This window comes from Streptomyces sp. NRRL B-1140 (assembly GCF_001280065.1).
Lineage (GTDB): Bacteria > Actinomycetota > Actinomycetes > Streptomycetales > Streptomycetaceae > Streptomyces.
Genome location: NZ_LGEA01000102.1, coordinates 413,165 through 425,479, shown reverse-complemented (window position 1 = coordinate 425,479; position 12,315 = coordinate 413,165). Strand labels below are relative to the sequence as shown.

Below are 12,315 nucleotides of genomic sequence, written 5' to 3'. Positions count from 1 at the left end.
GAGACCGCCCCTTCGCGGTCCTACGCGTCGCCCGGCCGGTCGCCGGCCCCGGCCAGCGCTGTACCGAGAAGCACGAACGCGGCGAGGGCCGGAATCGGTATGTGCCCGCCCGCGCTGTCGATGTCGTCGGTGAAGTATCCGGAGAGCCCCGCCCAGACCAGGCTTGTGACGAGGACGAACACGGTGTTGCCGGTCTCCCGCAGCACCAGCATGCCGAACCACAGCAGCAGGGGCATGAGTGTCCACGAAGCGGCCATGGTGAAGAGGAACTCGAAGGCGCCGGCGAACAGGGTGTCCCCACTCGCGGTCGCGCTGTCGCGTGACCACGCGAAGCCGGCGGACATGACGGCGTGACAGGCCGCGGTGGCGGCGGCGACGGTCAGGGCGCCTTTGGCGTGGCGTATGTACCGCATGACGGAACTCCTCGCTCTTCGCAGGCCGATGGGCCCCAGCACGAGTGTGCTGGGGCCCACGGATGTGTGCGGACGGCGACCACGGTGTGGCCGGTCCCTCGGGTACTACAGGGCGCGCTCCAGGGCGTTGGCGTAGAGCCGGGCGCCGGAGATCTTCGGGTGGAAGGACTTCATCGACGGGTTGGGCGCATCGTTGTCCGCCTCGGACCGGCCGTCGTTGACGATACCGTGGATGGATTCGGGGTCACCGCAGATCGCCTTGCCCTTGAAGTCCGACGCGGGATCGACGAACGTGGCCCCGGCCGACGTCGCGGCGGCCTTCATCTCCTGGCTCAGCTTCGGAGCGACCTCGTTGTTCAGCCACGGCGCCTCCTCGGTGCCGATACCCGGGATGCACTGGCCGTTCCTTTCCAGGAGCGGCGGGTAGCCCACGAGGTAGATCTTGGCCTGTGGCGCACGGGCCTTGATCTGGTTGAGGACCTTGACGATCCTCGGCTTGACCTCGTTGGCGATCCAGTTGGGCATGAAGTCCTTGAGCGGACCGGTCTTCTCGCCGGTCTTGTCGCCCGTGTCCGGGTTCTTCATGTCGATCTCGGCGTCCTGGCAGAGGCTCAGTCCGGCCTTCCAGACGCATTCGTTGAACACGTCCGAGAACAGGGAGTCGTTACCGCCGATGGCGATGGTCACGATGTCCGTGTTCTGGTCGAGGTAACCGAGGTCCATCTGGGGCAGCGAGTTCTGCTGCCCCTTGCCGCCCGACCAGACGTTGTAGGTACGCGCGCCCGAGCAGGCGATGAAGCTCAGGTCGACGTTGCCGTAGTCGTCGGAGATCTTTCCGATGGACTGGGACCTGCCGGGCAGGGTCGCCTGCCGGATCCAGGCCTGCTTGGAGCGGTGGCACTTGTTGACGATCTCGCTGCTGCCGAGATCCTCCTTGTAGTCCGTCTCCCGGAAGTAGTCCTTTCCGCCCTCGTTGTCGGCACCTTCGCCGGAGGCGAAGGAGTCACCCATGCCGACCACGTGCGTCGGGTTGGCGCCGAGCGTCTGGAAGGCGATGGCGTCCCAGGCGATGTCGACGCCCGGAGCCTCGTCGGTGATGTTGGACAGGGACACCGACGGGGTTCCGGTGAAGTTGAAGACGCCGAGCGAGCGCCACTCGTTACTGCGGATGCGCTGCGGAGCGACACGCTGCGGAGACTTGGAGTCGGTGCCCGACACCGAGTACGTCGCCTGCTGGGACCGCGCGGCCACGTTCGGCATGTGGACCAGGACCCGGGTCCAGCCCTTGACGGCGCTGGGGCCGGTCCAGGTGCCGGTGGCCTTCAGCCGCTGATCCGTCCCCGGGGAACTGCCCTTGTGGGTGGTGGAGAACCAGATGTGGTTCCCGTACCCCACACCGAGCTGGTGGGTGTCCATCCTGGCCGAGGGCGTGGCGAAGTCGAACTTGAACGAGCCGGCCGACTTGCCGGTGTCGAAGCAGCGTCTGCCGTCCTTGCCCGCGATCCGCTGACCGGAGTTCACGTTGTCGACGATGTACGTGGTTCCCGGGATCTCGGCGTCGCAACGGGGCGGGTGGGAGTTGCCGTCCGCCTCTTCCGGGTAGGTGCTGTTGAAGCGGAAGATCTCGTTGCCGCAGGAACCGGCTCCGCAGTTCTTCCACTCCACCTTCTTGTTCCACCAGCACCGGAAGTCCGACCGCTGGCAAGGACCCGTCGCGGGCGAGTCGTTCGACGCGCCCTCCTTGATCTTGCTCGGGTCGCATTCGTTGGAACCGTCACAGAACAGTGCGACCGGCGGCTTGGCCAGGGTGCGGAACATGGGCTCGGTCCACCAGGCCGGCCGGAAACCGTGGACGAGGGTGCCCGGCGCCTCCAGCGCCTCCAGCGGGCGCGCGGCCCAGCCGATGACCTTCTCCGGGTACGGCCAGAACTGCGGCTTGGCGGCGTGGGAGTAGTCGTCACCACCGTTCTCGTTCTCCAGGAACGGGGTCCGGTTCGGCTTGTAGGTGGGGCTTGCCGGGTTGTTGGCCCAGCCCACGCCCCACTTGCCCCCGTTCTTGCCCGCGTCCGCCTGCTCGTAGAACCCGGAGTTGTAGGCCCACAGGGCGAAGAACCAGTTCTCGATGGCCTTCGGGTCACCGTTGTTCACGGTGAGGCCGGCCTTGCGGGTCTGGTTCCACTTCTCGGCGAGGATGTTCACGCCGGCCGCGACGTTCGCGGTGTAGTCCAGCGCGACGGCGTCCTGGTACGCGCGCGGCTTGGACGGCCGGACCTCGCCGTTCTCGTACGGCTTGCCGGGCAGACGCATACCGTCGGTGACCTGCGTGATGCCGTAACCGCAGTCCGCTGCGGGCCAGTTGATGGCCCAGGGGTCGTCGACCTCGCCGTGCTCGTTGTGGACGAGGCCGTAGTAGTTGCCGATGAGGCTGTTGGCGGTGGTGCCCGGTGCGGCGAAGCGGGTGGCCTGCCACATGTTGGATTCCTGGGCGGTGATGCCGAGGAACACCTGGGCGGGTATGCGCCCGCCGCCGGTGAGCGGGGTGAGGCCGCCGATGAGGGATTGCGGCGAGTAGGCCCCCATCCCCATGTTCTTCCAGTTGGCGGCCCGCTTCACATGCTGGTCCATCGTGCCTTCGATGGCCCGGTTGACAGCCCACTCGATCTGCCGCGGCTTCGGCTGGAAGGCCTGCTTCTGCGGGTTGCCCCGCTCCACGGCGCAGGTCCGCTCCGACTCCGGCTCCGCGATGTTCAGCAGCGCCGTCTTCTTGCCGCCCACCGTGCCACCGCTCTTGGCGGGGGCGGTGCCCAGCGCCGGGGAACGGTCCTGGCCCTCGGCCGGGTCCGGATTGACCGGGGACGCGGCCGGGTTGGCCTCGAAGACGGGCTCGCTGCCGGTGGGCAGGTGGCTCATCTCGATGCGGGCCGTGCGCGCCGTGTCGTATTCCGAGGGACGGATGCGGGTGTCCTTGCCGTCGGCCCACGCGGAGTTCACGACGGCGCGGGCCCGGGTGGAGGCGGTGGCGTCCTTGTCGATACCGCCCGGGTTCCGCACGTCCTTCGGCAGAGTGCCGACGTTCTTCGCCGCACCGGTGACGATCGTGGTCCCGTCGGCGGCGCGGGTGAGGTCCATACCGGTCAGATTGCCCTCGGCGACCGTCCGGGCCTTGACGGCCCGGCCCTTGAGCTGTCCGCCCGTCAGGTACTTGACCTCGGACGTGTTGCCGGCGGACGCGACCTCGGCGGGCTTCGCGGCGGTGGCGCGGGCCAGCACCTTCTTCGCAGCCCGCGCGTCGTGCGTGCGGTCCAGGAAGGCGATGCCGCCGTCCTTGGTGACGGAGAGGCTGAAGGGCGTGTTCTCCGTGCGTGTGACCAGCTCGGACTTCCCGCCACCGGTGATCCGGACGATCGCGTTGCCCTGCGCGGCGACGACGCCGCCTCGGGTCGGGACGGCGGAGGTGATCTGGCCCTTCACCGTGGTCTTCTTCTTCGTCTTGCCCGTACGGGCGTCGACGGTGATCAGACGGGTCTCGTTCCGGTTCGACGTGTTCTCGTCGGTGAACTGCGAGAGCACCGCCTGCTCGCCGTCGCCGCAGCCGGGCGAGAAGTAGGCGAGGCTCGCCTGGTACGGCAGCTTCGTGACCTCGCCCGAGTTCAGGTCCACGGCAGCCGTGAAGGCGCCCCGGGCCATGAGGTTGGGCTTGTTGGTGAAGGTGCGCGGCGCGTAGGCGACCATGGCCCGGTCACCTGAGGCGGTGACGCAGGCGTTGCCGATCCAGGTGTCGGTGTCGGAGAACCCGGGTTCCACGAGGGTCGCCGCGGTCTTCCAGCGGTAGCCGTCGGCCTCGTCGGCGGTCATGACGTGGAAGCCGGTGGCGTCACCGATGGTGGTCCACGCGGTGTCCGAGGACTTGGTGTAGCCGCTGCCGAGCACCTTGCTGCGCTTCTTGGCGGGAACGCGGTCCTTGTGGCCGTCCTCGTCCGCCTTCACGCGGGGCGCGGCGGAGCCGGACCATCCCTCGGCGGCATTCGGGGGCGGCGTCGGTGCCTCCTGGGGAGCGGCTTGCGCCTGGACCGCGGTTCCGAACGCGATCGCGGTGGCGATGGCGCAACTGATGGGAACACGCGCGTACGTGTGTCTGCTGGCCCGTCTCAAAGAACGTCTCCATGGTTGAGAGGTGGGGGAACGCTTGTGCGCGGCGCAACGGAGCCTCGGCACGTGGGTGATGCGTTGAAGCGGGCGGAAGGAACCGCGACGGCAGAGGCAAGCGGCACATCGGCGTGCCCGTCGCTCTGTCGTCTTCAGCCGGAGTCGTCGACCCTCGCTGTGCTGGGCCGGAGGATGAACCGGCCCTCTACGCATCAGAAGGGCTGTGTGTGGCGGGCTCGATGGCCGAAATGGCCCAGGCCGCGATGCTTGCCCGCGCGGCAGGTGTCAGACATGCCTGTTCCTCCCCCGTTTGAACGCCATGGGAGGAATGTGGTCATACGAGTGCTGGGTCAACAGCACTTGCTCCCCCCGAGCGGCACCCGAGACCGGGTGATGAGACCAGGTCGCCTGAGTGCCCGGTCACTGTAGACACACGGCACCATCAGAAATAAGCACTGATCCGGGCATGGCAAAAAGAAGGTCATGTCCGGGGGAGGCCGCCGGACAGGGCGCACCGTCTCCTGATCTGTGAATCTTCGACGAAGTCGGACGGAAAGACCGGAGGGAGGGGCTCGACACGTTGGCTGATTCCCGCCCCTCCGGGCTGACATGCAAAAACCTTTGCCCGCTTGCGTGTGCGATGCGCTACGGTCTGTGCGACACGATCATCTGACTGTCACTCATAGGGGGAAAATATGAAGACGGGGATACGTCTGGGTGGCGTCTGCGCCGTCCTGCTTGCCGCGACAGCGATGACGCCCACCGCGTCGGCCGCCGACCAGCCCGCACCGAAGGCGAGCGCGGCGATCCAGACCATGGACATCGAGGGCGTCAAGGTCGCCAAGGAGGCGTCGGCCGAGACCAAGCGGATCATCGCGGCCGAGGCGGGAGTCGCCGCGGCCGCCGCCAACGTGTGCGGATCCGGCTACACCATCTCCACCGGGGCCGCCCGCTACGGGACCTACGGCACCACCTACACGTGGACCAACGGCAAGACCACGGGCGACCGGTACTACGACAAGCCGATCTGCGCCGTGTTCTTCAATGACACCGGCGCGGCGCACTACATGGGGATCCGGCTGAAGGACAACTACACCGATACGCCTCACAAGGAAGACTTCGGCACCTTCAGCACTTACGCCGGGCCCGTCTATCAGAACAAGGGCTACTGCGGCGAGGCGTACTCGTACATGAAGGTCGGAAGCAAGGTCGTCGTCGACAACATCCTCACCGTGGGATCCTGCAACTGACGTCGCCTCGCGACAGTGCCGCGCCCGCATCGTGCGGGCGCGGCACTGCTTCTGGTCGGAGCCGCGGCAGGTGAGGGCCGGTCAGTCCAGCGTCGCCAGTGCCTCCGCCGTGGCCTTCACGAAGCCCTCCGGGTTGTCCAGCATGATGTTGTGGCCGCAGTCGGGGATCGCGACGACGGACACTCCGGCCTCGGTGAGGGCGTCGGCGCCGGGAAGGGGGCCGTCGCACTCGGGAAGCAGGAAGGCGCGGGGGATCTTCAGCTCCAGCAGCAGCTCCCGCATCGTTGGGGTCGTACCGCTGGTGAGGTGGTACGCGCTGCGGTGCAGGGCCTCGCGGCCGGCCAGGCGCATCGTGGACCACCAGTGCGGGCCGACCCGGTCGCGCACCTCCTCCCAGCCGCCGCCCGTCACGAACTCCTCCTCGGAGTAGGCGGCGATGCCGCTGCTGCCCTGAGAGCCGGGCGCCCGCGGGACCGGGTCGAGGTTCGCGTCGATGAGGACCAGGCGGGAGACCAGGTCGGGGTGGCGGGCCGCCAGGACGATCGCCACCGAGCCACCCATGCTGTGGGCGATCACTTCGGCGGCCGAGACACCCGCTGCCGTCAGGGCGCCGGCGAGTGCGTCGGCGTGTGATTCCAGTGTGTAGCCGAAGTGCGCAGGGCGGTCGCTGATGCCGTGGCCGAGCATGTCGATCAGCAGGGAGCGGTGCCCGGCCAGGCGCGGATCGACAGCGGCCTCGGTGAAGTAGGGCGGCGAGGTGGCGCCCAGCCCGTGCACATAGACGCGCGCGGGCTCCCGTCCCGGCAGTTCGACCCAGCGGATTCGATCGCCCTCGGGCGTTACGGCGGCGCTGCGCACGGTCTTTCGTCCCCCGTGGATATGACGTCGGTGTCGGTGGACAGTCAACAGTAGTCTGCGGCATGGAGTTCTTCTGCTATCACCGCGACCGCCCCGGCTCCCTGCCGCTGCGTGAGGAGCTGGGGGAGGCGCACTGGGCTTACATGGACCGGTACGAGGCGGAGTTGATCGCCCGCGGGCCGACCTTCGCCGCCGACGGGGAGACGCCGAGCGGCAGCGTTCACATCGTCGACCTGCCCGACCCCGCGGCCGCCCGGGCGTTCGCCTTCGACGAGCCGGGCTACCAGGCCGGGGTGTACCGGGACGTGCTGCTGCGCCGGTGGCGCAACGTGCTGGGCCGCACCATGTGGGACTTCCCGGGCGGCTCTACGGGCGGTCCCCGCTTCCTGGTACTCGGCCTCGGCGGCGGTCCGGCCGCCGACCTCGACGTGCCGCCCTGCCACGACGAACTGATCGCGTATGGGCCGCTGCTGTCCGACGACGGTGCCGTGTGGCTGGGCACGGCTGCGCTGGTGCGGGCGCCGGACGCGGAGGTGGCGCGTGCCGTGCTGGCCCGGGAGAGGTACGCCGACGTCGAGGTGCACGACTGGGAGTTCGGCGGACGCCGGTGAGGCGCGGAGCGAGCCGGGAGTGAAGGGACGGGGGCCACTCGCCTGTACGAGAGGCCCCCGCGCTACGCGCCGGGTGTGACCGGCGTCAGCCCTGTTCCACGCCGAGGGTCAGCGTGCCCGCGTAGCCGGCGGACGTCGTGCTGCCGAGCGGGGTGAGGGTGAGGAGGCCCGAGGCGGCGCCTCCGTCGTCGTAGATCGAGTCCCGGGCCAGGGTGGTGCGCGGGACCGTGTTGACCTTGTACGTGGCGAGGGCCGCGACCTTGGTGGTGATCGTCTCGGCGAAGAAGAGCTGGCCCGTGTGCAGTTCGCGGCCGCCGGTGAAGGAGCCGTCGGGGGTCAGGGTGACGTTGGTGTGGACCTTGACGTGGATGTGCACGCAGCGGCCCCGGTACCAGCCGGGGTAGACCGTGGTGATCGCCGCGACTCCGCTCGCGTCGGTGAGGACGCCGCCGCGCAGGAACGTGCCGTTGTCGGGTTCGTCGTGGCCGTTGTTGCCCACGAACCCGGAGTACTCGCCGAGGGCGTCGCAGTGCCAGAGCTCCACCAGGGCGTTCTTGAGCGGAACGCAGGTGTCGTCGTCGACGACCGTCAGCGTCAGCTTCAGGGGGATGCCCGTCTTGTCCTCCCGGATGTCGGAGCGGACGTACTGGCCGTCGAGGTAGTACGGGCCTTCGGTCAGCTCCTTCGTCAGGGTGCAGACGGCTGCGGCGGCGACGGGGGCGGTGGGGCCGGTCTCCTGGGTGACCTGGTCGGCCGAGGAGGACGCAGCGCCGACGGCCAGCGTGGCGGCGGTGGCGCCGGTGGCGAGCAGAACGGTGCGGCGGTTGATGGGGGTGGCGGGGTGTTTCTTCGGAGTGTCTGTCATGGACACGGCAGAGTAGGGGCGAAATCTGTCGAGGAGCTGTGAGTTCGGCAAAGTGATGCGACGTCAAGTATCTGACGAGACAGGTATGTGCGGGCTCTGGTGGCGCCGACACGGGTGGCCAGGGGCGTGGGACCCGCTGGTGGGTGACGTGGCCGTTCGGCGTTGAGGGACGCGTCCGCGAAATGGCGGCACGCCGGGTCGGATGCAGCGGCCGATGTCCTCGACCGCACCCGGGCCCTCATGCCCAGGTGAAAGGGGCGGCTTCTCCGGTGTTCGGAGCAGATGGGCCGAGAGCGGCAGCAGGTTGGCCGGTGAGTGCCGGGTGGTGTGACCCGCATGCTCCATCAACCCCCGCCGTGCGGGCCGAGGTCAGACGTCTCCCGGCAGCCTGAAATAATTTCCAGAACAACGGAGTTGGCGATGGCATGACTCAGAGACCGGCGCCCCGCCTCCTGTCCGGCGCAGCCCTTTCCGACCTGCTCGGAACGCAGCAGTTCGGCACGCTCGCCACCGTCAAGCGCAGCGGCCACCCCCACCTGACCACCATGGTGTACAGCTGGGACGCCGAGTCCCGCACGGTGCGGTTCTCCACGACGGCCGACCGCGTCAAGGTCAAGCACCTGCGCCGTGAACCGCGTGCGGCACTGCATGTGCAGGGCGCGGACGTCTGGTCGTTCGCCGTCGCCGAGGGCGAGGCCGAGGTCTCCGAGGTCACCGAAGTCCCCGGCGACGCGGTAGGCCGCGAACTGCTCGCGATGATCCCGGCGGGCGCCGAACCGGAGGACGAGGACGCCTTCTTCGAGCAACTGGTCGACGAACGGCGCCTCGTCATCCGACTGAAGGTGGACCGGCTGTACGGGACCGCGCTCGACATCGAGGGATAGGGCTGCGGCGCGTTGAGCGCATGAACGGGCGTCGTCGCCGTCCGAGCGCCCCGGCAGGGCCTCGGACCGGCGCGACGGCGGGTGTCACCCCGCCTGCCCCATCCCNNCCCCCCGCCTGCCCCATCCCCGCCGCATTGGGCCAGTTCTGTGCCGCCGGCCAGCCCGTCGCCGGGGCGGGGGTCAGTCCGTTCGTGCCCCGTACCTGAGCTGCCGTCAGGCCACCCCGGGCCGGGACGCCGGGCGGGGTGGGGCCGGTGAACGGGGCGGCCAGGGGTGACGGGGCGGGGGCCGGCGCCGGAGCAGGGGCCGGCGCCGGGGCTTGGGCCACGGGGGCCAGGGGCGGTGCCGGGGCGGCCATCGGCTGGGGAGCGGGCTGCGCCACCGGCTGGGGGATGGGCGGCTGCGGCATCTGCGGCTGGGGTATCTGCGCTGCAGCCGGCATCGGCATCCCGCCGCCCGCACCCGCCGGTACGGCGGACGCGGCGGCGGGGAGCGGCATGCCGATGCCGGTGGCCGGGGCGGGGGCCGGGGCGGGGGCCGGGGCGGGCGCCGGTACCGGCCCGCCGACGGCACTCGCGGCGGCAGGAGTGGGTGCCTGTGTGGGGGAGAAGCCCTGGCCACCGCCCGTTCCCGCGCTCGCGGCGGCCGGAGCCGCGACGAGCCCCGGCCCCCCGAATGCCGCCGCGGCAGCCGGCATAGCTGCCGGCGCCGTTCCCATCGCCTGCGCCGCGAGCCCCCGCATGCCCGACCCGTTCGTCTCGCTCACCAGCCGGTCCACGGCCGCCGTACCCGAGCTGTAGCTGGTCCCATTGCCCAGCTCGGGTACGGCGGCTCCCCTCCTGGACGTCCCGTAGAGCACCTGTTCCAGGCCGGACACCAGGCGACGCACGTCCACCTGGGGGCGCACCACGAGACGCAGGAAGCGGCTGGACGAACCGATCTTGTTGCCGCACTCGCGGACCAGGATCCGGTGCTCGGTGAGCATCCGGTCCCGGACCACCGTCCCCTCGGCGCCCACGGGGAGGCGCACGAAGAGGAAGTTGCCCTGCGACGGGTAGACCGTCAGCCCGGGCAGGGAGGACAGCTGGCCGGCCATGTCGAGGCGGTCGCGGCGCACCTGCGTCAGGCTCTGCGCGTACTCGGCGCCGTGCTCCTTCAGCATGAAGACGACGTGCTCGGCGAAGGAGTTGAGGTTCCACTTGGGGAGCATGGAGCGGATCCGGCCCGCGAGCGCCGGGTTGGCGACCAGGTAGCCGAAGCGGATGCCGTGCAGGCCGAAGTTCTTGCCGAGGCTGCGCAGGACGACCACGTTGGGCCGCAGCATCGCCTCCTGGACGACGGACGGCTCGGCCTCGGCGTCCGCGAACTCCAGGAACGACTCGTCGATGACGACCAGGTCGAGGTCGGCCATGGCGTCCATGAACTGCACGATGGCGTGCTTGTGCAGGAAGCCGCCGTCGGGGTTGTTGGGGTTGCAGATCACGGCGACGCGGGTGCCGCGGGCCCGGATGAACTCGGCGTACTGCGCGAGGTCGAGGGCGAAGCCGCTGGACTCCTGGAGCGGGAACATGTCGACCCGCTTGCCGGTCTCCATGGGCTGGTCGGTCCAGCGGCCGAAGGTGGGGACGGGGACGGCGAGGGACTCGCGGACCAGCAGGTGGTCGATCCAGGTGATGAGCTCGGTCGAGCCGTTGCCCATGGCCACGCACTGCGGGGGCAGCTGGAGCAGGCTGCACAGCTCGGCGGTGATCGTGTCGGCGCTGCTCGGGTAGTACGTGATGATGTCGCGGAGCCGGGCCGCCATGTCCTCGAACATGGCCGGGGTCGGGAAGTAGGGGTTGCAGGGGATACAGAAGTCCACGGGGCCGGCTCCCTCGCCGCCCTCACGTGTCAGAGCCGCCATCGACGGGCTGTGAGCCGCGGTACTGCGGAACAGCGACGTGACGTTGTCGGCCATGGAACCTCCGTATGGGGCGGGTCCGTTGGGGACGGACGGACCCGACGTTTAAGGGCGGCCCGCGCGGGGGAGCGCGGACCGCCCTTTGATACGGAGACCACGGTGACACCGTTCAACCGTCGGTGAAACGGTCGGGACGTGTGTCCGTTCCGTGAAGACCTGTCAGTGGTCTCAGCGCCTCAGCAGCCGAACGTGTGGATCGTGGTCGTCCGGTACGTCTGCCCGGGCCGCAGCACCGTGGACGGGAACTTCGGCTTGTTCGGCGAGTCCGGGAAGTGCTGCGTCTCCAGGCACAGCGCGTCGCCCTGCCGGTAGGTGCGGCCGGACGGGCCGGTCAGCGTGCCGTCGAGGAAGTTGCCCGAGTAGAACTGCAGGCCCGGCTCGTTCGTGGCGATCTTCAGGGTGCGGCCGGAGGCCGGGTCGCGCAGGGTGGCGACGTGCTCGGGCCGGGCGGTGATGCCCTTGTCCAGGACCCAGTTGTGGTCGAAGCCCTTGGCGGTGACCAGCTGCGGGTGCGAGGTGCGGATGTCCCGGCCGATCCGCTTGGTCCGGCTGAAGTCGAACGGCGTGCCCGCGACCTTGGCCAGCTCACCCGTCGGGATCAGGCCCGCGTCGGTGGGCGTGTAGCGGGAGGCGGCTATCTGCAGCTCGTGGTCCTCGATCGTGCCACTGCCCTCACCCGCCAGGTTCCAGTAGACGTGGCTGGTGAGGTTGACGACGGTGGCCTTGTCCGTGGTGGCCTCGTAGTCGATGCGCCAGTCACCGTGCCGGGTGAGCGTGTACGTCACCTTCGTCTTGAGCGTGCCCGGGTAGCCCATCTCGCCGTCGACGCTCGTGTAGTACAGGTGCAGGCCGACGTCGGAGCCCTTCACGAACGGCTCGACGTCCCACACCCGCTTGTCGAAGCCCTGCGTGCCGCCGTGCAGGCTCTGCTCGCCGTCGTTGACGGACAGCTGGTAGTTCTTGCCGTCGAGGGTGAACTTGCCCTTGCCGATGCGGTTGCCGTAACGGCCGATCAGGGCGCCGAAGTACGGGGTCTTGGCGACGTAGTCCGCGAGGTTGTCGAAGCCCGCGGAGACGTTGGCGTAGCGGCCGCGACGGTCGGGGATCTCCAGGGACTGGACGACACCGCCCCAGGAGAGGACCTTCAGGCGGGTGCCGCCGTTCTCCAGTGACCAGCTGTAGACCTTCGTGCCGTCGGCGAGCTTGCCGAAGAGCGTCTTCACCGGCTTCCTGCCTTCCGTGGCGTGCGCCGTGCCGCCGAGCGTGGTGGCGGCGATGCCCGCCGCGGCTGCTCCGGCGATGACCGTGCGTCTGTTCAGTTCCATGCG

The 12,315-nt window shown here is 69.4% G+C and carries 9 protein-coding genes; 3 read left to right on the top strand and 6 right to left on the bottom strand.

Features of this window, described 5'->3' with window-relative positions:
- Positions 1 to 20 precede the first annotated feature (20 nt).
- Both ADK65_RS22735 and ADK65_RS22730 read right to left on the bottom strand, forming a co-directional pair.
- Positions 21 to 413, bottom strand: coding sequence for a hypothetical protein (locus ADK65_RS22735; protein WP_053672186.1), 393 nt, complete (start codon positions 411 to 413; stop codon positions 21 to 23).
- A gap of 105 nt (positions 414 to 518) precedes the next feature.
- Positions 519 to 4,565, bottom strand: coding sequence for a GDSL-type esterase/lipase family protein (locus tag ADK65_RS22730; protein ID WP_053672185.1), 4,047 nt, complete (start codon positions 4,563 to 4,565; stop codon positions 519 to 521).
- A 689-nt stretch (positions 4,566 to 5,254) separates the two neighbouring features.
- Here ADK65_RS22730 and ADK65_RS22725 point away from each other — a divergent pair.
- Positions 5,255 to 5,809: a hypothetical protein gene (locus tag ADK65_RS22725; protein WP_234352930.1), complete on the top strand. Its 555-nt coding sequence runs from the start codon at positions 5,255 to 5,257 to the stop codon at positions 5,807 to 5,809.
- 81 nt (positions 5,810 to 5,890) lie between these two features.
- Here the strand turns inward: ADK65_RS22725 and ADK65_RS22720 are convergent, their stop codons facing one another.
- Positions 5,891 to 6,667, bottom strand: coding sequence for an alpha/beta fold hydrolase (locus ADK65_RS22720; RefSeq protein WP_053672184.1), 777 nt, complete (start codon positions 6,665 to 6,667; stop codon positions 5,891 to 5,893).
- A 62-nt stretch (positions 6,668 to 6,729) separates the two neighbouring features.
- Between ADK65_RS22720 and ADK65_RS22715 the strand changes: the two genes are divergently transcribed.
- Entirely contained in the window at positions 6,730 to 7,278 is a 549-nt protein-coding gene (locus tag ADK65_RS22715) for a YciI family protein (protein WP_053672183.1), read from the top strand.
- An 85-nt stretch (positions 7,279 to 7,363) separates the two neighbouring features.
- On the opposite strand, the gene ADK65_RS22710 is transcribed toward ADK65_RS22715, so the two are convergent.
- Complete coding sequence (locus ADK65_RS22710) at positions 7,364 to 8,143, bottom strand: intradiol ring-cleavage dioxygenase (RefSeq protein ID WP_053672182.1); 780 nt, start codon at positions 8,141 to 8,143, stop codon at positions 7,364 to 7,366.
- Between the two features lie 425 nt (positions 8,144 to 8,568).
- Here ADK65_RS22710 and ADK65_RS22705 point away from each other — a divergent pair, with 425 nt between their 5' ends.
- Positions 8,569 to 9,027 (top strand): pyridoxamine 5'-phosphate oxidase family protein, encoded by a 459-nt coding sequence (locus tag ADK65_RS22705; RefSeq protein WP_053672181.1) that lies wholly within the window; start codon positions 8,569 to 8,571, stop codon positions 9,025 to 9,027.
- Here the strand turns inward: ADK65_RS22705 and ADK65_RS22700 are convergent.
- A complete protein-coding gene (locus ADK65_RS22700) occupies positions 8,972 to 10,984 on the bottom strand; it encodes a pyridoxal phosphate-dependent aminotransferase (RefSeq protein ID WP_234352929.1) in 2,013 nt (670 codons plus the stop codon). The genes ADK65_RS22705 and ADK65_RS22700 overlap by 56 nt on opposite strands.
- Before the next feature lie 179 nt (positions 10,985 to 11,163).
- Entirely contained in the window at positions 11,164 to 12,312 is a 1,149-nt protein-coding gene (locus tag ADK65_RS22695; protein WP_053672180.1) for an aldose epimerase family protein, read from the bottom strand.
- Positions 12,313 to 12,315: the final 3 nt, after the last annotated feature.